Raw genomic sequence first — 20,647 nt, forward strand, 5'->3', positions numbered from 1 at the left:
TTCTAAGTTTTAGAAATAGATAACGTTCTATAATCATATATAAAAGGGGGACTGTGTTTGTTATGAGTACAATACATAGCAAAACAGATGTCATCTTAATTGGTGGCGGAATTATGAGTGCAACATTAGGAACTTTATTAAAAGAACTAGCACCTGAAAAAGAAATTAAGATGTTTGAAAGATTGTCTACACCAGCAGAGGAAAGTACCAATGCTTGGAATAATGCGGGCACAGGTCATTCTGCATTATGCGAATTGAACTATACTAAAGAAAACAAAGATGGATCTATAGATATTGAAAAGGCGATTAAAATAAATGAGCAATTCCAAATCTCAAAACAATTTTGGAGCCATCTCGTTAAGGAAGGTCAACTTGATCATCCAGAATCATTTATTAAACCAGTACCACACATGAGTTTTGTCCAAGGCGTGAAGAATGTTGATTTCTTAAAAAGAAGAGTAGAACAACTTAATAAAAATGTGTTATTTAGCAACATGGAAATAACTGATGATAAAGAAAAAATTGCTAACTGGACACCATTAATTATGGAAGGTCGTACGTCACATGTTCCTATGGCAATTACATATGATAAAACTGGTACAGATGTGAATTTTAGCGAGTTAACTAAAAAACTTTTCCATAATTTAGCTGAAAAGCAAGTTGAGTTAAATTATAAACATCAAGTTGAAGATTTAAAGCAACGAAAAGATGGCGTGTGGGAAGTTAAAGTCAAAGATTTAAATTCAAATGAAACAAAAGTTTATGAAAGTGATTTTGTCTTTATTGGTGCTGGTGGTGCAAGCTTACCATTATTACAAAAAACAGGTATTAAAGAATCTAAGCATGTTGGTGGTTTCCCAGTAAGTGGACTATTCTTAGTATGTAGAGACGAAGCAATCACAAAGCAACATTTAGCAAAAGTATATGGTAAAGCATCTGTAGGAGCACCACCTATGTCTGTACCTCATTTAGATACGCGATATATAGATGGTAAGAGAACCTTATTGTTTGGACCATTTGCAGGATTTTCACCTAAATTTATGAAGACCGGTTCTAATATGGACTTGATTAAATCTGTAAAACCAAACAATATTATTACAATGCTTTCAGCTGGCGTTAAAGAAATTAATTTAACTAAATATCTCATCTCTCAATTAACACTTTCAAATGAAGAGCGAATGGAAGATTTAAGAACATTTGTACCAAATGCGAAAAGTGAAGATTGGGAAGTTGTTGTTGCAGGACAACGTGTTCAAGTTATTAAAGATACTGAATCTGGAAAAGGCACATTACAATTTGGTACTGAAGTTATAACGTCAGAAGATGGATCGTTATCTGCATTACTAGGTGCTTCACCTGGGGCGTCAACTGCAGTAGATATTATGTTAGATTTATTAAAACGTTGCTTTAATGATGAATTCTCAAATTGGGAAGTTAAGATTAAAGAAATAATTCCTTCATTTGGACAGCGTTTATCAGAAAATGAAATATTATATAGAGAAGTAAACGAAGAAATTAAGAAAAATTTAAAAATTGATTAATTTATAACAATAAGGAACCGCTTGAATGATTTACAATTCAAGCGATTCCTTATTATTTTTATCATGTATTTTGTTTTAACTTTATAGTAAAGGTTGTACCATCATCTAATTGACTTTCTACCTCAATCAATCCGTCATGTAATTCAATTATGGATTTGGTAATAGCAAGTCCAAGTCCGTTACTATTAGCGTTACTGTGTAATTTAAAGAATCGGTCAAATAATTTTTTTTGCGTTTCTTTGTCTATACCTTCTCCTTCATCAGAAATACGACAAATAATATAATTATTTTGTGAAAACAAATTAATTTCAATCAATCCATGAGATGGAGAATACTTTATAGCATTTGTAACAATGTTTTGAAATGCTTGATGTAATAGGCGTTCATTACCAATATAATTGGTTTCTGATAAATCAGATAGTATCATTAATTCTTTTTGGTTAGCCGCGTATTGTTCATGTCTCACAATATTTTGAAGTAATTCTTTTAAATCAATCGTATCATTAAATGACAAATGTTCAGCATTATCTAATTCTGATAGTAATAATAGCGCTTTTGTTAAATCACTTAATCGAGTTGTGATTTGGTATATTTCATCGATATAGTGTGAGGATGACTCAACGTCTTTGCTATTTTTTAACTGATCTAATAAGTGATGGATATGTGTAAGTGGTGTTTTGATTTCATGCGAGACATTTTGAACAAAATTTTGACGCATATCATCTAATTGTTTCAATGATTGGCGCATATTATCAAAACGGTATTGTAGTGTGCCTAATTCATCGTTTCTAGTAATTTTAATTGGTTTATCAAAATCCCCATTCATTAAGTATTCCGTTGCACGCTTTAATTGTTGTACAGGCTTAATGATTGAATACGTAGAGGCAATGGTTAGGAAAATAGATATTGCCAATAATAATGATATGAGAATTGCTAAAAAGATTCTGAATTCACTAAAGGTTTTTCCTATATCGGGTCTTATAAATACAGCTAAAGCTTTATTATTAGTCTGAAATGCTAATCCGACAGTATTTTTTGTAGTATTATCAAAAAAACCAGTAACGATAGGATTGTATGGAAGATGTTTGATTCCATGATAAGGTTTGCCAGACAAAACTTGCTTAATGGCTTGCTTTGATACATCATCTTTTCTGAATTTTTGACCGTAAAATGTTTTCGTTCCAGTTTTTGTTACAGTCATTATTTGGTAATTCATTTCACCTAAGTGTTTGAAGTAGGGTGTTAAATTAGTAATGTGCGATGATTGTTGAAAAGCGCGTGCGTCTTTTAATGTTCTCATGATTTTAGCATCATTATTTGTTTTTAGTGCATTATGATAGATTATATTTGTGAAAAAGAAACTTATGATTGCACTGAATAACATTACGATAATTGTATAGATTGCGATTCGAAAATAAAGTGATTTAAACATAGTCATCCACCTTGTATCCTAGGCCACGAACGGTTTCAATAGTAATAGTCGTATCAAGTTTTTCTAAACGTTTCCTAAGTCTTTTTATATGTACATCCACAGTTCTTTCATCACCTTCATACTCAAAACCCCAAATCTTTGCAATTAAGTCATCGCGATTAAATACTTGCTTTGGATGAGAAGCTAATAAAAATAGTAATTGAAATTCTTTGTTTGGTAAGTTCATTGTTTTAGAGTTAGCTTCAATTTCTAAAAAAGATAAATTAAGTGTTAAATTTCCGATAGTCAATTCATTGTTTGCATTGATATTGTATCGTTTTAGTACAGCTTTGATTCTAAATATAAGTTCTTTAACCTCAAAGGGTTTAGTTACATAGTCATCAGTTCCAGTTAAATAAGCCTGTTCTTTATCGCTTAATGCATCACGTGCCGTTAACATGATGACAGGTAAGTTATAATCATCTTTCAGATATTTACATAACTCAAAGCCGTTTATGCCATTCATCATAATATCAACAACTGCAATATCAACGGAATTGTGCTCTAAATATGTTAAAGCAGATTCAGCACTTTCTTTCGTTACCGTTGTAAGTCCTTCGTTTTTAACATGCTTGGCTACATAATCTAATATTTGTATATCATCATCTACGATTAAACAAGTTGGCATATATAACGTCTCCTCTATCAGTTTATTGTCATTATAAACATAACTATTATTCTGAACAACTTTAAGTAAATAAAATAACAATAGTTCATATTGAGTTCATATAACTGTATTAAGGTATAAACAGTAATCAAGAGATAGGGAGTGAAGTTATATTATGAAACTAGCATGGAGTGAAATGAAATACTATAAATTTCGATTTATTTTAATCACGCTGATCATATTATTATTGGCTACAATGGTATTGTTTATCAGTGGTTTAGCACAAGGATTAGGTCGAGAAAATGTTTCGATGTTGGATAATATGAAAGCAACAAACTTTATTATGGAAAATAATAAGAAACCACAAATAGAACAGTCGACAATTAATAAAACACAAAAAGATCAAATTGAAAATATTGTTTCTCAAAAACCACTAAATATTGCTTCTCAGACATTGGATTTAAAGAAAAGTGAAGAAACAGTCACTATGATTGATATGCTGAATCATGATAATCCAAAATTAAAGCAAGGCCATTATCCTAAAAATAATACGGAGATGGTAATAAACGAAAAATTAGTAGCACAAGGTATTGATGTAGGAGATAAAGTTAAATTGAAGTCAGGAGAAAAGTTGACTGTAAGTGGTGTACTTAAAGATACAATGTATGCACATAGTTCCGTTGTAATGATGAACCATCAAGGTTTTGACAAATTGAATCATAGTAGCAGCACCATTTATCCTGTGAATCACATTACAAAGAAAGAAAAAAATGAGATTAATAATATTTCTGGAATTACAATAACAAATAAAGATGACATAAAAAATGCTATTCCAAGTTATCAAGCAGAGCAATCTCCATTAAATTTAATGGTTGTTAGTTTATTAGTTATTTCAGCAATTGTCTTAAGTGCCTTTTTCTATGTAATGACAATTCAAAAAATATCTGAAATTGGAATATTAAAAGCAATTGGAATACGAACAAGTCATTTAATAAGTGCTTTGCTTACACAAATTATTGTAACAACTTTAATTGGTGTTATCGTGGCGATTGGCTTAATTTTATCATTATCAATGGTTATGCCTGTATCAATGCCATTTCATATCAACGCATTCAATTTAATTATCGTCTTAGCTATATTTGTTATTGTTGCTATTATTGGTGCATTGCTATCGTTAATTAAAGTGTTTAAAGTCGATCCAATTGATGCTATAGGAGGTATGGAATAATGAGCTTAGATATTAAAAACATTTATAAGATATTCGGGGAAGGTACATCAGAAACGAAAGTATTAAATGGTATTGATTTTACTGTGAACCAAGGAGAATTTATTATTATTAAAGGAGCATCAGGTTCAGGCAAAACGACACTGTTAACGATATTAGGTGGCCTATTATCTCAGAGTAGTGGTGAAATATTATATAATGGAAAACCAATGTATAGTGATTTGAATCATGCAGCAAAAATGCGATTACATGAAATTGGTTTTATCTTTCAATCTTCACATTTAATCCCATATTTAAATGTAGCAGAGCAATTAATTACAATAGGTGTTGAGGCAGGTATGGATAAAAAAGAGGCGAAAAATAGAGCTGAAACATTATTATCTAGTATAGGATTGTCGCATCGTTTGAATGCATATCCAAGTATGTTATCAGGTGGTGAAAAACAAAGAGTCGCAATTATGAGAGCGTTTATGAATCAACCTAAGATAATTTTAGCAGATGAACCAACTGCAAGTTTAGATGCTACACGTGCGACTGAAGTAGTTGAAATGATTGATTCTAAGGTTAAGCAATCAGGTCTCATTGGTATTATGATAACACATGATAAGCGATTATTTTCATATGCTGATAAAGTGATTGAGTTAGATGAGGGGAAAGTTATTCAAGCACAATAGATAAATTAAGATAAAAAATGAGGTTAAGACATATTATATTTGATATTTTGGGAAGAAATTATCTTCCTAATCTAACAAGTATGTCTTAGCCTCATTTGTACGTTTGTTTTAAAAAGTTGGTATATGCCATAAGGCAATAATACAAATAAAAAATAATGATGCGAAATAAATTGTTAAAATCAATTTATATTGATACATAAGTGCTAAGAAATCACGGATTAAGGCAACTTCGAGAAAATGGTAAGGTGTATGGCTACCAACGCCTGTTAATTTCAACTGCAATTTTTGACCAAAACGTAATGCGCGCATGATATGAAATTGGCTAGTAACACAAACAATTTTTGAATTTATAAGTAAGTGATCGGGTAATAGTGATTTTGTGTATTTAATATTTTCATAAGTGCTTGTGGAATGGTTTTCCATAGTTATTTTATTCAGTGGTACGCCATACTTCACTAAATATCTAGTCATTGCAAGGGCTTCAGATATAGGTTCATCTTTACCCTGACCGCCACTGACAATGATTTCTGATTTAGGATTTTGAGCATATAAATCGAGCGCTTTATTTAATCGCTCAGCTAACATTGGTGTGACTTCTTCTGTGAAAATACCAGCACCTAATACTAGAATTTTGTCATAAGATACTCGATTCATATTACGTGCATAACTTGATGAGCAGACTGCATAACAAATAAAGGTGTAGAGTGTACTAAATGTGATTGCAGCTAACCAATAAAATATAGCATTAAAAGCTATCGGTATGAGTGATATATAAGCACAAGATGCTCCGAATAAAACAACTTTTAAAATAATTAAAGCAAGTCGTTTTAAAAATAATTTAGAATTAGAATTCTGTAATAGATGCGCATGACTAACATAAAGTGTAGATAATCCAATGCACATAGCTATTATTAATTCTACTGGATAAGTATGGCTACCTATATAAAAAATAATTACGATATAGCCTAATATTACCTGGGAAATAAATACGTTTATATGAACGAAAAATTTTATATTAAAAGTCATGCCAATGTAAATGACACTTATAAGTAAGCAAATAGTTAATGGTAGTATGTTCATTTAACACCTCGAATTTCAATTGTATATTTAATGTAATTTATCCCAATGAAATAAGCAAATGAATTTCAAAAGTACTTTGAAATTCTGGAAAAATAAGAGTTATAAATTATAATTTATGAAAGGGTTTACAATAATGGTTGTATAAATGTATATTTGAATAAATTATAATTAAGCAATACAGAGGGGCATAGGGGTGGATACGGATGGTTAAAGATATAAATAATCATATTGATTTTATGAAGGGTTTTATGAATGATATCAACACATTACTTGCAAATTTATCTATAAAAGTACGAGAAGAGTATCATGTTTCTAAAGAGCAAGCGAGCGTTATTAGAATGCTTGAACATGAGAAGGCGATGTCATTAACAGAAATTACTGAAAGGCAAGGGGTCAATAAAGCGGCTGTAAGTAGGAGAATTAAAAAGTTAATTAATGCTGGATTAGTTCAGTGGAACAAATCTGAAGAGGGAATGGATAAAAGAATAAAGTATATTAAGCTCACGGATTTAGGCAAGCAATTTAATATTGAAAGTAAAAGGGGGATTAGTGATATAGTCAGAGATATTTCTGGTGATTTATCAGAACAACAAATTGAACAAGCGCGTAATGTACTGGAAATTATTGATCAAAGAATTAAAAAGGTGAATTCTGAAAACAATTTTTAATATAATGTATTACTGATTATGAATGAAAACGATATCGTAACTATACAGTAAGTTTGTAAAACGATTGCTTCTAGTCCATAGCATAGAAACAATCGTTTTTGCTATTAATGTTTCGATATTAGACTAAATATGTATTTCATTTTAATAGCGATAAACTTATAATATAATGGGATAATTAAAAATGTTTACTTAAATAGGTTAAATAAACTATCAGTATCAATACATAGAATAATATAGTTTCAATGCATGTTATGTTAAAATAACAAGATAGTGCGAAAATTTCAGGATTACAGAGGTGATAAAATGCAAAAATGTCCTGAGTGTGGGGGAAACATGAGAGATGGACAAAGAAAATGTCGTCATTGTGGCCATCGAATTGAAAGGCAAGAACAAGAAAAAACAATGACAAGAGCAACTAAAGAAAGTAATTCAACATCAAACTTAAATATAAGAAAAATCATACCCTTGGGAATTGCATTTTTTATCATTGTTTTATTAATTATTATTTTCTTTTTAGTAAGGAATTACAATTCTCCTGAAGCGCAATCCGAAATATTAATCAATGCAATAGATAATAATGACACACAGAAACTTTCTACATTATTAAGTTCCCAAAATAATAGTGTTGATGAAAATGAAGCTACCGCTTACATTAAATATATAAAAAAAGAAGTTGGCATGAAAAAATTTGTTACAGATGTTAATAATAAAATCACTAATTTAAATAAGAGTTCAACTAAAGAAGCGGGATTTGTTACAGCAAAAAATGGCGAAAAAGTATTGAGAATTAGTAAAAATGGGCGTCGCTATTTCTTATTTGATAATATGAGTTTTACGGCACCGACTAAAGAAGCAATTGTAAAGCCTAAAGATGATACAACTTATAAATTTAAATCAGAAGATAAACAAAAAACAGTTGTTGCAGATAAAAATAAAACAACTTCACTTGGCAAATTTATTCCTGGTGATTATGTACTTGATGCTAAGAAAGAGATGGAAAATGGTCAATTTAGTGGTCAATTGAAATTCAATTTTAATGACAGTAATAATGAAACAATCGATGTTTCAGAAGATTTCAATGAAGCTTATATCCAAGTTGATTTAAATGGTGCGAGTAACATAGATAAAAATACTGTTAAAGTGAAAATCAATGATAAGACACTTAAATACAAAAAAGATAAATCATATGGACCATATCCAAAAACACAAGAAGTAACAATTTCAGCAGAAGGACAAGCGAAAAAGAAAACATTTAAATCTTCTGCAACTACAGTTAAAACAGATAACTTACGTGATAATACTCATGTTTCATTGAATTTTGATAAAGATGAAATAGAAAAGTATGTTGAGAAGAAAGAAAAAGAAGAAAGCAGTTTTAAAAATAAGGTTGTTAATTTTTTCGGTAAATACACAACAGCTTTAAATAGTGCGAGTAGTCAAAATGATTTTAGTGTCATTTCAGATTATTTGAAGAAAAACTCGGTTAACTATAAAGAAACGAAAAAAGACATATCAGCTCAAAATGCTTTATATATTCAACAACCACAGATTACAGATATTGTACGTATCGGAAAAACATTTTATGTAACTGGCCAAACTTTAAAGACTGATGGTGAATATGGCAAAGTAAACTACAAGTTAGAGGGTAGTAAAGATGCTGATGATTTGAAAGTCGTTGATTATACAGAATCATAAATATATACGTTGACGATACAGTTCTACTGTGTCGTCAATTTTTATTTTTATAAAGAGTACGCAATAATGATATTAAGGTATTTAAAAAGTACCTTCCAACAGATATAATTAATAGCAATCAGTCAATGTTATCCAAAAATATTAATATTAGTAAAATAAATTGAGAATTATATATAACGGCGATAGTTTTTATTATAGCCTAAGTTTAATGATAGGAGCGTTTAGATGAATAAATCAGAAGTAACTCAAAAACAATCGAAATTGTTTATAATTATACTTGGTGCTTTGACTGCAATCGGGGCATTATCTATTGATATGTTTTTACCAGGATTGCCCCAAATTCAGTCAGATTTCGATACGACGACATCTAATGCACAACTTACACTTTCATTCTTTATGATTGGTTTGGCATTAGGAAATTTGTTTATCGGTCCTATTTCTGATGGGGTAGGCAGAAAGATGCCTTTAGCAATAGCAATGCTTTTATTTACGATAGCGAGTATCGGTATTATCTTTGTCGATAATATATGGATCATGGTGAGTTTAAGGTTTGTTCAAGGTTTTTGTGGTGGTGCTGCTGCAGTTATTTCAAGAGCAATTTCCAGTGATTTATATAGTGGGAAACAACTTACAAAATTTTTAGCATTACTCATGTTAGTTAATGGTGTTGCACCTGTTATTGCACCTGCACTAGGTGGTGTCATACTGTCATTTACGACGTGGCGCATGGTGTTTGTGATATTGACAGTATTTGGCTTATTAATGCTTGCAGGCTCACTATTTAAAGTGACTGAATCTTTGCCAGTAGAACATAGAGACAGTCCTCATTTGTTAAGCATTTTTAAGAATTTCAAAGATTTACTAGTTACACCACGCTTTGTATTACCTATGTTGATACAGGGTGTTACTTTTATTATGTTATTTAGTTACATATCAGCTTCTCCTTTTCTCACACAAAAAATTTATGGTTTATCGGCGCTTCAATTTAGTTGCATGTTTGCTAGTGTTGGTATCAGTTTGATTATTTCAAGTCAGGCTACAGGTAAATTAGTAGATTACATTGATCGACTTACATTGTTGCGCTTGTTAACAATCGTACAGTTAATCGGCGTATTGTGGGTAACGATTACGTTGACAGCATATTTAAGTATTTGGTTATTATTTATAGGATTTATTATTCTCGTCGCACCTGTAACAGGTGTAGCTACTTTAGGATTTTCAATTGCTATGGAAGAACGTACAGGAGGAAATGGTAGTGCCTCTAGCTTATTAGGTTTAGTCCAATCATTATTAGGAGGTATTGTTTCACCATTAGTAGGTTTATTAGGTGAAAAGAATTTTATACCTTATGTAAGTATAATCATTATAGCTGGTATATTACTCATCATACTTCAAATAGCTAATTATTTTGTTTTTAAAACTAAACAACTAAATTAATTTAGTAGAAAATGAATAATAGATATCTTACTTATTATAAAAGCCCTTAATGAATTCGAGAAATTCATTAAGGGCTTTTACTAATATTTTATAATAAGCTAAGTTTCGATAGTTTATAAGTTCAGTTTAATATTTTTAGTCTTTCTTGTTTTTTAAAATACTTATCAAAATATTAGAATTTACAGTTCACATTTAAAATGTTTAAAAGTATTGTTGGATAGTTATGTTATCGTCTTAGTTTAATAGCATTTGCTAACAAGATTTGTGCAAGTTCATCTGGGGATTCTGTACATCCTTCTCTAATCCAGTAATATATGATACCAATTTGACCACCAACTGCATAAATTACAAATTGCTTTTTATTTAATACATTCGTGTAATTATCAAGCAATTGTGTATATGTTTCTTTTGTCTTATGAACATAGTCGGAGAATAAATCTCTGTTTGGATGTGTTACTAATATGGCATGAAAAAATCCATAATGTCTCTTTATATAAGTAAGGATGACTTTAAAAAATTTATATAGCTTAAAGTGGTCAATTTCTACATTTTTAAAACTATCATAAAAAGCATCTAATAGTTTTGAATATTTATCTAAATGATAGGTTTGTATTGTAGACATTAAATCATATTTATCTAAGAAATAATCATAAAAAGTAGTACGATTGATACCACTATATGCACATATCATCTTGATGGTAATGCTTTCAAAAGGTTGCTCTTCTAAGAGGATAATCATATTTTTTATTATTTTATATTTGGCGTTTCTTTTCATTTTTCCTCCCTCTAAAAAGAACAAAGTAATGCTTACCCAACACATTTGAATTAACTGTTGGTGTTTTTTTAATTTACATGACTCTATAATATATAAAGTGAATTTTAAAAGCAAATAGGAGGAAAGAGTAATGAAGAAAATGGTATTAATAAATGTCATTACCATTGTAGTTCTTGTAATTTTAGGAGTAGTAGGTTTCCATTTTTATAATCAAGCTACAAGTTATGTAAGTACAGATAATGCCAAAGTTGATGGCGAACAAATTAAAGTTTCTGCCCCAGCTTCTGGTGAGATTAAATCTTTTGACGTAAAAAATGACGATAAAGTAGATAAAGGTGACAAAGTCGCTAAAATCGCAGTAAAAGGTGACGATGGTCAAGCACAAACAATGACTATCAAAATGCCTCAAAATGGTACAATCGTAAAAACGGATGCTGTAGAAGGTTCAATGGTACAAGCAGGATCTCCAATAGCATATGCTTATAATTTAGATGATTCTTACATTACTGCAAATGTTGATGAAAAAGATATTGCAGATGTTGAAGAAGGTAAAGATGTTGATGTAAAACTTGATGGTGAAGATGCTAAACTTAAAGGTAAAGTTGAAGAAGTAGGTAAAGCAACAGCTTCTAGCTTCTCATTAATGCCTTCATCAAACAGTGATGGTAACTATACAAAAGTATCACAAGTAGTACCAGTGAAAATTGCACTAGATTCAAAACCATCTAAAAATGTTGTTCCAGGAATGAACGCTGAAGTCAAAATTCATAAAAACTAAGGGGGGTCTATAAATGACAATGGCCTTCATTATTATTTACGTAGTCATAGCGCTCATTCTTGTTGGACTGATTAATTTACTCGTAGTTAAAAAGAGTAAAAGAAAATCAAAACGACAAATGGAACAACCAAAGCATAGTAAACATGCTTCAAATGAAAGTTATCAATCTAAATTTAAAGTGAATGACGACCAAGATGCGAGCAAATCAAGTATAACTTCATCTACGTCAAATCAACGTGATGAAGCGGATGTACAAGATGAAGTTGAAGCACAACCGGTTAAATCAACGGAGTCAACTGAAGACAATACACAAACGACAGAAGATGCTGATCATGAGAGTATTAATCCGAACTCAGAAGAAGCTAAAGTAAATGAACAGTTAAAACAAAAACACAGTTCATTTATGTTTGGTAAAGGAACTTCTCAAGGTAAAGTATTAGTCGCAATGATATTTGGTATGTTTATTGCGATCTTAAACCAAACACTACTAAATGTTGCATTACCTAAAATCAATACTGATTTTAATATTTCTGCTAACACAGGGCAGTGGTTAATGACAGGGTTTATGTTAGTAAATGGTATATTAATTCCTATAAGTGCGTTTTTATTTAATAAGTATTCTTATAGAAAATTATTCTTAGTGTCCATGGCACTTTTCACAATAGGTTCATTAGTTTGTGGACTGTCTGGCTCATTTACAATGATGATGGTTGGACGAGTATTACAAGCCATTGGTGCCGGTGTGTTAATGCCATTAGGAACTAACGTATTCATGACTATTTTCCCACCTGAAAGACGTGGGGCAGCAATGGGTATGTTAGGTATAGCGATGATTTTAGCTCCAGCTATTGGACCTACATTATCAGGTTATATCGTAGAAAACTATCATTGGAATGTTATGTTCTATGGTATGTTTATCATTGGACTTGTTTCACTCGCAATCGCTTATATTTGGTTTAGAGTGTACCAAGTTACTACAAATCCAAAAGCAGACGTTCCAGGTATTATTTTTAGTACTATTGGATTTGGCGCATTATTATACGGATTCAGTGAAGCGGGTAATAATTCATGGAGTTCACCAGTAGTTGTTATTTCCTTAATTGCAGGCGTTGTGTTTATTGCTGCCTTTGTAATTCGTGAAGTAACGATGCGTGTACCTATGTTAGATATGTCAGTATTAAAATATTCTGGTTTCACGCTTACGACTGTGATTAACATGATTGTTACAATGAGTTTATTTGGTGGTATGATTTTACTACCTTTATATTTACAAAACTTACGTGGGTTTAGCCCAGTTCAATCAGGACTATTATTACTACCAGGTGCATTGATTATGGGTGTTATGGGACCTATAGCTGGTAGACTATTAGATTCTATAGGTATTAAACCATTAGCCTTAGTAGGTACAGCAATAATGACCTATGCTACATGGGAGTTAACAAAATTAAACATGAACACGACTTATGGTCATTTAATGTTAATTTATATCGTTCGATCATTTGGTATGAGTTTTATCATGATGCCTATTATGACAGCAGGTATGAACTCATTACCACAACGCTTGATTGCGCATGGTAACGCATTAACTAATACGTTACGTCAATTAGCAGGTTCAATCGGGACAGCGTTATTAGTAACAGTAATGTCAACACAAACGACACAACATATCGCTTCATATAGTGAAGCATTAGATAAAACAAATCCATTTATCAAAGATCGCCTTCAAGAAATGGCTCAATCATTAGGTGGAGAACAAATGGCGACACAAAGTGTGTTACAATTTGTACAAAAATTAGCATCAATTAATGGTGTTAATAGTGCCTTCTTAATAGCAACTGGATTAAGTGCATTAGCCTTTATCTTAAGTTTATTCTTAAAAGGTAAATCACATTACATGTCTAATGAAGACTAAGTAATAAAAAAACAGGAAGACTCAATTTTTGAGTGCTTCCTGTTTTTTGTTATATTAAATTTTTGCTTTTCGATTTCTAAAGAAAAGGCTAATTAATAATAATGCAAGACTACATGTTAGTAAGATAAATGCATTGTGAATAGCATCAGCTTCAGTCAGAATTTGCTCAGGACTCAGACTAATATAATGTTGACTCATGGAATCAGAGATACTTTTCGCAATATTTTCTATTAAAAATGAAAAGCCAAAAGTAATTACAAACATTACTGCCAATATAAATAAGTTCACAATTTTTAATGCAGTGCGATTAAATATCAATGTGAAGCATGTTAAGATTAAACTTAAAATACAAGCAATAAAGAATACATAAAACACTAGAATCAAACTATCAATATGTGTTTGTAAATTATCAATATTTTCAATATTAATATTCAAATTACCCATTTGATTAACAGTATCTTGCAAGTTTGTAATTTGATGGAAAGTAATTGGTTCGTTTACGAAGGTTAAGTTGAGTATCGGTTCTTTAAACATACTATAACCGGTAATAGCGACTAATATAAAGACAATGACTTGTATGACGATATTAATCCATGATTTCTTTTTTCTACCGTAGTGAGAACCTCTATGCATAGGTTCACTCGTTAAAGTATGTTCAAAATCTTCGAATTGACGTTTTTTTTCTGTCATGAGTTTGCTCCTTTCTCAGTAGAATAGCTTACTACTATTTTGTGATTTTTATGTTAGTTTTGTTATAATGTGATTGATTAATATATTTTGAAATTTTGGATAGTATATTTAAAATATTAATTCGTTTAGGCATAATATTAATTGCTTATTCACACTATAGTATGGCTAGAATTAAATGTCATTGAATTAATTTTACCACAACATTTATTTGATATTCCAAATAATATAAAAAAATTCATTGGAACGAGTAATAAACTGAGATTGGATTGATTAAATATGAAATCAGGAATAACAACGAAATTTATTAATAAATATTTACTACCATTTCGTTCAATCATTTTTGAAAATGATGAAGAATACCAACGATTTTTAGAAAATAGAAAGAATCAAAATCAAAAAAAACATAAGCAGCCTGAAACTTTAAATGTAAAATCTGATTTAGATAAACAGTATTTAGGTGATATTCAATTATTTAGATTTAGATTTAGACATAGTCATAAAAAGAAAATTTTATATATTCATGGTGGTTATAATGTTTTTCAACCCTCAGCCTTTCATTGGCGCTTTATGGATAAACTCACTTTGAGCACTCTAAATGAAGTTGTGTTACCTATATATCCTAAAGCCCCTGAATATCATATTGATGATACATTTAAAGCGATACGGCAGGTGTATGAACAATTATTGACAGAAAGTAATCATGAAGACATTGTAATAATGGGAGACGGTACAGGTGGATCGTTAGCTTTAAGTTTTGTCCAACAACTTGAAGCAGAAGGTCGTCCGCTTCCAAATAAATTGTATTTATTTTCACCATTATTAGATGCGACACTTAGCAATGAAGCAATTACAGAAGAATTAGCAAGTAAAGATGTAATCGTTGATAAACAGGGTGTAAGACGCATATTAACAGAGTGGAGCGGAGATGAAACACTTCAAGATAAACGTGTTTCACCAATAAATGGTAATCTAAACCATTTACCACCTATCTACATGTTTGGAGGATCACGAGAAATTTACTTGCCTGATATGGCTAGATTTGCTCATATTTTAGAAGATGCATCACGACCAATTCATTTTTATGAATATAAAAGAATGGTAAATGCATTTCCGTTGCTACCAATTAGAGAATCTCATAAAGTCGTAAAACAAATTGTTAATACAATTAATCAGTAAGTATAAAATAAGCCCTAAAATGAAAGGATCAATTTCATTTTAGGGCTATTATTATAGGAAGTATATCTGACGATTTGTATAATAATTTTAAATTTAGGAAACAATATATATTTAATATGACTGTGCAATTAGAAATGTTTTATTGATTCACTGTAGTATTAATTGTATTGATAACATGTATTTGTCCTTTAAGTTGATAATAATTAGCAATCAATTGTTCGAATTCATCTTGTGGTTCAGTTAAGGCGTCAAATTCTGAAACAATTGATTGAAATTCGTTAGTGTAATTTATTGCGTATGTTTTATAATGCTCCATAAATGATTGCGTATCATTATATGATTTTAAGAGTGTATCAATTGCATCTATTGCCTTCTTTTGCCCTTGGTAATAACTTATATCAAAGCCGCGTTGAATTAATTTTGTGTCAGGTCCATTGATGACAAGAGATTTATTTTGGTTGAGCTCACTTAATTCAAATTTTGTAGTGTCGAGTAAATCGTATATTTGAATCTGTACTTTTTCATGTAAAGATTGAGTCATACATGTTGCCTCCTTAGTTTGGAATGTCTATTCGATGTCCTAATTGTTTAGGCCAGGTAATATTTGGTTGCCGTTGATAAATGTATTTGATTTGATTAGCGTAGTTATCAGGGAAAGGTGCCGTTTTCTTTGTGTGTTTATCTATACCTATCATCAGGGCTTCATTGGTCGCTACCGTTGTGCCCTTGGAATTTGTCATAATAGAAAAGAAGTGAATTCTTTTAGCATCGTAATTATATATATAAATTGCAATATTGAATGCTTCTCCTTCATGTAATTCTGATAAATAGCTAGTATGTTCTTCGACTGTAAATAATGTGTACCCTAATTGAGCACGCATCTCCAATGGTAAACCATATTGATAATTAAATTGGTTGATGGCCTCGCTAAAAACAATATTATAATTGGCATCGTGAACATGACCGTTATGATCAATCATTTCTACCGAAACAGTTGATTTAAATGTAAAAGGTATATTCATTTTAAAACTCCTCAAATATGAACTGATTACGAAATAGTTAATATTAGTTTACTAAATTTAATATTAACTTACACGTATTGTATTTCATGATAAAATAAAGAAAATACTTTGGGGTGTGATGATATGAGTATTACTATTAAATATCAAACTACTAATCAAAAACTCAAGCAAGTAAATCAAATTGAAGACGTGCCGGAAGAGGCAACAATCGTTTGGTGTGATTTTAATGAACCTACTACATCGGAAAACGAAGTGCTTGAGTCCCATTTTAACTTTAATAAACTAGAAATTGATGATACAGTTAATGGTACACCGCGTGCTAAGTACAAAGTGTACGAAACCTATCAGTACTTAGTATTTCACAATATAGATTACAATTATACAGTTAAGGCGCTTAACTTATTTATTAAAGATAATATGTTAATAACGTACCATCATAAATACTTTCCGATTTTAACTGATGTTGAGCAATTGATAACAGACCACTTTGTGTCAGATTTAGATGTATCAGATTTAGTGTTACATATTTTAGATAAAATCGTAGATAGTTATTTCGAACCAATAACAGAAATAGAAGAAAAGATATACACTTTTGAAGATCAACAAGTGGATGAAAGTGCAAATAAAGCAGTGATGGATATAATCTATAAAATTCGATCTCAAATTATTAAAATAAAGCGTGTTATTTATCCGATGCGTGAGCTTGTGGATGATTTGAAAGAAAGCCCCATTTTACTTGTAGATAATAAAAATCATATGTATATTCAACATATAGATGATCATTTGATTAAACAAGAAAATATATTGAAACTCACACAAGAAATGACTAATGAGATAAGAGATAATTATTCATCCTACACTTCATATAAGATGAATAGTGTAATGCAAGTATTGACTTTAGTATCTGTTATATTTTTACCTTTAACATTAGTAACCGGTATATATGGGATGAATTTTACAAATATGCCAGAACTCAAATGGCATTATGGTTATTATATTGTACTTAGCTTAATGTTGTTGATAAGCATAGCTTGCATTATATATTTTAAAAGAAAAAAATGGTTTTAATTTGGGATCATAAGTTGAATGAAGTGCCCTGTAATAGATAACTTATAATAAGGATTAAGAGTAGGAGTAAAATAATGAGCGATTTTAAAAGAGAACAACGAAAAAATGAGCATGTTGAAATAGCGATGGCACAACAAGATGCTACAATTTCAGATTTTGATGAAATGAGATTCGTCCATCATTCAATACCTAATATAGATGTTGCGGATGTTAGCTTAGAAAGTGAATTAGCAGATTTCACTTTACAACAACCTATCTATATCAATGCGATGACAGGTGGTAGTGAATGGACAAAAAACATCAATGAAAAATTGGCGATTATAGCAAGAGAAACAGGAATGGCTATGGCTGTGGGATCAACACATGCAGCATTAAGAAATGCTAAGATGAGCTCATCATTTAGCGTGGTTAGAGAGGCTAATCCAGAAGGTATGATATTTAGTAATGTCGGCGCAGATGTGCCAGTTGATAAGGCAGAAGAAGCAGTGAAGTTATTGGATGCCCAAGCATTACAAGTACATGTAAATTCACCACAAGAATTAGTCATGCCAGAAGGGAACAGAGTATTTTCGACATGGATGGATAATTTAGCCCTAATTGTAAAACGTGTCAATGTTCCGGTTATTGTTAAAGAAGTTGGTTTTGGCATGAGTAAAGAAATGATTAAAAGTTTAAATGAAATAGGCGTCCGTTATATCGATGTTAGTGGTAGAGGCGGAACGAATTTTGTTGATATCGAAAATGAACGTCGTGAATATAAAGACATGGACTACCTTGGTCAATGGGGACAAACTACAGTTGAATCATTATTAGAATCCTCATCTTTCCAACAGGATATGAATTTCTTTGCAAGTGGCGGTGTAAGAACGCCATTAGATGCAGTGAAGTGTTTAGCACTTGGAGCAAATGCAGTAGGTATGTCACGTCCGTTTTTAAATCAAGTTGAAAACAATGGTATAACTGCAACGTTAGATTACGCAGAGCAGTTTACTAATCACATGAAAAAAATAATGACAATGCTAAATGCAAAGTCTATAGAAGATTTGAGACATGCACAAATTGTCTATGGACCAAGGCTTCAATCTTGGATTGAACAAAGAAACTTAGATATTAAATAATCAATATAGTTTTTAAGTGTATTAGAATGCTTGTTGTACGAAAAAGAACACTTTATCTAAGGATGACTAATAAATAAAAAAGCCTTGTACCCAAGGCTTTTTTATTTTAGCTGTTATTAATTAAAATAATGATACAGATTGAAAAAATTTGAATGTTTCAAGCCAACGGCTTAAAAAATAAAGTCTAGCTAAGTTTTAAATTTTACTACATGCGCCACGTTGAATCAGGATTTTTCATCTCAGATTTTTTCATTCTAGAAACATAAGGATTCCCTTGAACAGTATATCTTAAGGGTTTACTCGTCCATTCCCCTTTATTTGGTATACCAATACGAGGACTTGCTTCTATTTGTACTGGATACTTCCGATTTTTAGTATCAATAGATAGACGGCCTTCATTCAATTTTGAGCCGTCTAAAAATCGTGGAATATTGAATGCTTTTGTCCATTTACCAGGACCATTAGTCAATTCAAAACCAGATTTACCTCGGTGACGCGCCATTGTTTCGATGCCTTCTTCAGGCTCTATGGCTCTGATTAATACACCTTCAGGAACGCCATCTTTTTGTGTAACAAAGTTTATTAATAAATGTGTATGCATGACATGTGCATATATTGTACCACCGTTTTTATATAATGATTCTACTTTAGGTGTCCTTTTGCCTTTGTATCCATGTGCTGCTTGATCTTTAGTTCCGACATAAGCTTCTGTTTCAACTATATATCCTGTGAATAATTGATTGTCATCGTGATAAATAATACGTACACCTAATAAATCTTTTGCGATTGTGACGGTATCTCTATGTAAAAAATCCATGCAACTATACCTCCATTATGTGCTATTTATATAATAATTTAAAATTTAGTATATATAAAAAATTATGTTATCAAAAACAAAATATTTTGATACACTATATATTGAAAGGGCTGTGTGTTTGATAATTATAAATGTATCAAAATTTTATATTCAAACAAAGCCTTAAATGAGATTTTAGTAAATAGGAGGGAGAAGCATATGGAGAGAAAAATAGGTTTCGTTGAAGCATTTAAGTTGTTTTGGAAACAATATGTAAACTTTAAAGGCAGATCTCGACGAAGTGAATATTGGTTTATGACTTTGTGGCACCTTATCTTTATGGTACCTGCTTTTATAGTGAACATCATTGGGTTATTTATAATGATTTTTGGAATTTCTGTAAGTTCTAATGTTACTAGTGCCACTGGTTTGATTATAATATTTGTTAGCAGTATTTATATTTTTATTTATGGTTTAGCAACACTTATTCCTAATTATGCAATATACATACGTCGATTCCACGACACAGGCAGATCTATGTTAATACCTTTAATCTTTTTAGGTATATATATTGTTACATACAGTTTTATTCTAGTATTTAACTTTACAGATCCCGATTACATAAATGGTTCTACTATTATAACTATTATAATTATATATGTTTTATATTTTGTTATGGGTATTTATAATCTTGTTATTTGTTGTTTGGATAGTGAGAGAAAGATGAATAAATATGGACAAAGTCATAAGTATGGTAGTTTCTATCAAACGAACCAAAGTAAAGGGAATGGTAACACATCTTCAAATGATAATTTTATAGTTGAAGATTCAAATTCAGAGCAACGTTTTAAACGTTTATCTGAGCAAGAAGATAAATAATGTCATCTTTAAATTAATAACTTAATGATAATCAT

The 20,647-nt window shown here is 30.8% G+C and carries 20 protein-coding genes; 12 read left to right on the top strand and 8 right to left on the bottom strand.

What is annotated here, in order from left to right; all coding sequences use genetic code 11:
- Positions 1-62 precede the first annotated feature (62 nt).
- Positions 63-1,541: a malate dehydrogenase (quinone) gene (gene mqo, locus MHZ36_RS02625; RefSeq protein ID WP_239229448.1), complete on the top strand. Its 1,479-nt coding sequence runs from the start codon at positions 63-65 to the stop codon at positions 1,539-1,541.
- A 61-nt stretch (positions 1,542-1,602) separates the two neighbouring features.
- On the opposite strand, the gene MHZ36_RS02630 is transcribed toward mqo, so the two are convergent.
- Positions 1,603-2,973 carry a sensor histidine kinase gene (locus MHZ36_RS02630; RefSeq protein WP_239229450.1) on the bottom strand — a complete coding sequence of 457 codons (1,371 nt, stop codon included), beginning with the start codon at positions 2,971-2,973 and terminating at the stop codon, positions 1,603-1,605.
- The gene (locus MHZ36_RS02635; protein ID WP_239229452.1) at positions 2,966-3,640 is read right to left on the bottom strand and encodes a response regulator transcription factor; all 675 of its coding nucleotides are present in this window, start codon (positions 3,638-3,640) and stop codon (positions 2,966-2,968) included. The genes MHZ36_RS02630 and MHZ36_RS02635 overlap by 8 nt, the downstream gene beginning before the upstream one ends.
- 154 nt (positions 3,641-3,794) lie before the next feature.
- Here MHZ36_RS02635 and MHZ36_RS02640 point away from each other — a divergent pair, with 154 nt between their 5' ends.
- Together MHZ36_RS02640 and MHZ36_RS02645 are read left to right on the top strand one after the other, a co-directional pair.
- Positions 3,795-4,847, top strand: coding sequence for an ABC transporter permease (locus MHZ36_RS02640; protein WP_239229453.1), 1,053 nt, complete (start codon positions 3,795-3,797; stop codon positions 4,845-4,847).
- Positions 4,847-5,518 (top strand): ABC transporter ATP-binding protein, encoded by a 672-nt coding sequence (locus MHZ36_RS02645; RefSeq protein WP_239229454.1) that lies wholly within the window; start codon positions 4,847-4,849, stop codon positions 5,516-5,518. Before MHZ36_RS02640 ends, MHZ36_RS02645 begins: the two co-directional genes overlap by 1 nt.
- Before the next feature lie 108 nt (positions 5,519-5,626).
- Here the strand turns inward: MHZ36_RS02645 and MHZ36_RS02650 are convergent, their stop codons facing one another.
- A complete protein-coding gene (locus MHZ36_RS02650; RefSeq protein ID WP_239229455.1) occupies positions 5,627-6,598 on the bottom strand; it encodes a YdcF family protein in 972 nt (323 codons plus the stop codon).
- Between the two features lie 203 nt (positions 6,599-6,801).
- Between MHZ36_RS02650 and MHZ36_RS02655 the strand changes: the two genes are divergently transcribed.
- From MHZ36_RS02655 to MHZ36_RS02665, 3 genes are all read left to right on the top strand, one after another.
- The gene (locus tag MHZ36_RS02655) at positions 6,802-7,266 is read left to right on the top strand and encodes a MarR family transcriptional regulator TcaR (protein ID WP_239229456.1); all 465 of its coding nucleotides are present in this window, start codon (positions 6,802-6,804) and stop codon (positions 7,264-7,266) included.
- 303 nt (positions 7,267-7,569) lie between these two features.
- A complete protein-coding gene (locus tag MHZ36_RS02660; protein WP_481867120.1) occupies positions 7,570-8,961 on the top strand; it encodes a TcaA second domain-containing protein in 1,392 nt (463 codons plus the stop codon).
- Positions 8,962-9,186: 225 nt separating this feature from the next.
- Positions 9,187-10,398 carry a putative multidrug effflux MFS transporter TcaB gene (locus MHZ36_RS02665; protein ID WP_239229458.1) on the top strand — a complete coding sequence of 404 codons (1,212 nt, stop codon included), beginning with the start codon at positions 9,187-9,189 and terminating at the stop codon, positions 10,396-10,398.
- A 226-nt stretch (positions 10,399-10,624) separates the two neighbouring features.
- Here MHZ36_RS02665 and MHZ36_RS02670 read toward each other — a convergent pair whose 3' ends face one another.
- Positions 10,625-11,173, bottom strand: a complete 549-nt coding sequence (locus MHZ36_RS02670) for a TetR/AcrR family transcriptional regulator (RefSeq protein ID WP_239229459.1) — start codon at positions 11,171-11,173, stop codon at positions 10,625-10,627.
- A gap of 130 nt (positions 11,174-11,303) precedes the next feature.
- Between MHZ36_RS02670 and MHZ36_RS02675 the strand changes: the two genes are divergently transcribed.
- Together MHZ36_RS02675 and MHZ36_RS02680 are read left to right on the top strand one after the other, a co-directional pair.
- Positions 11,304-11,951 (top strand): HlyD family secretion protein, encoded by a 648-nt coding sequence (locus MHZ36_RS02675; protein WP_239229460.1) that lies wholly within the window; start codon positions 11,304-11,306, stop codon positions 11,949-11,951.
- A gap of 13 nt (positions 11,952-11,964) precedes the next feature.
- Complete coding sequence (locus MHZ36_RS02680) at positions 11,965-13,863, top strand: DHA2 family efflux MFS transporter permease subunit (protein ID WP_239229461.1); 1,899 nt, start codon at positions 11,965-11,967, stop codon at positions 13,861-13,863.
- A 54-nt stretch (positions 13,864-13,917) separates the two neighbouring features.
- Here the strand turns inward: MHZ36_RS02680 and MHZ36_RS02685 are convergent, their stop codons facing one another.
- Positions 13,918-14,553 (bottom strand): hypothetical protein, encoded by a 636-nt coding sequence (locus MHZ36_RS02685; protein ID WP_239229463.1) that lies wholly within the window; start codon positions 14,551-14,553, stop codon positions 13,918-13,920.
- 276 nt (positions 14,554-14,829) lie between these two features.
- On the opposite strand from MHZ36_RS02685, the gene MHZ36_RS02690 reads away from it, so the two are divergent.
- Positions 14,830-15,729, top strand: coding sequence for an alpha/beta hydrolase fold domain-containing protein (locus tag MHZ36_RS02690; protein ID WP_239229465.1), 900 nt, complete (start codon positions 14,830-14,832; stop codon positions 15,727-15,729).
- Between the two features lie 139 nt (positions 15,730-15,868).
- Here MHZ36_RS02690 and MHZ36_RS02695 read toward each other — a convergent pair whose 3' ends face one another.
- Positions 15,869-16,270: a hypothetical protein gene (locus MHZ36_RS02695; RefSeq protein WP_239229467.1), complete on the bottom strand. Its 402-nt coding sequence runs from the start codon at positions 16,268-16,270 to the stop codon at positions 15,869-15,871.
- Positions 16,271-16,283: 13 nt separating this feature from the next.
- Positions 16,284-16,751 carry a thioesterase family protein gene (locus MHZ36_RS02700; protein WP_239229468.1) on the bottom strand — a complete coding sequence of 156 codons (468 nt, stop codon included), beginning with the start codon at positions 16,749-16,751 and terminating at the stop codon, positions 16,284-16,286.
- Positions 16,752-16,874: 123 nt separating this feature from the next.
- On the opposite strand from MHZ36_RS02700, the gene corA reads away from it, so the two are divergent.
- Positions 16,875-17,819: a magnesium/cobalt transporter CorA gene (corA, locus tag MHZ36_RS02705; protein WP_239229469.1), complete on the top strand. Its 945-nt coding sequence runs from the start codon at positions 16,875-16,877 to the stop codon at positions 17,817-17,819.
- Between the two features lie 74 nt (positions 17,820-17,893).
- The gene (gene fni, locus MHZ36_RS02710) at positions 17,894-18,937 is read left to right on the top strand and encodes a type 2 isopentenyl-diphosphate Delta-isomerase (protein WP_239229470.1); all 1,044 of its coding nucleotides are present in this window, start codon (positions 17,894-17,896) and stop codon (positions 18,935-18,937) included.
- Between the two features lie 205 nt (positions 18,938-19,142).
- Here the strand turns inward: fni and MHZ36_RS02715 are convergent, their stop codons facing one another.
- Positions 19,143-19,754, bottom strand: coding sequence for a DNA-3-methyladenine glycosylase (locus MHZ36_RS02715; protein ID WP_239229471.1), 612 nt, complete (start codon positions 19,752-19,754; stop codon positions 19,143-19,145).
- Between the two features lie 198 nt (positions 19,755-19,952).
- Between MHZ36_RS02715 and MHZ36_RS02720 the strand changes: the two genes are divergently transcribed.
- A complete protein-coding gene (locus MHZ36_RS02720) occupies positions 19,953-20,612 on the top strand; it encodes a DUF805 domain-containing protein (RefSeq protein WP_239229472.1) in 660 nt (219 codons plus the stop codon).
- The last annotated feature ends 35 nt before the right edge of the window (positions 20,613-20,647 follow it).

This window comes from Staphylococcus sp. ACRSN (assembly GCF_022346615.1).
GTDB lineage: Bacteria > Bacillota > Bacilli > Staphylococcales > Staphylococcaceae > Staphylococcus.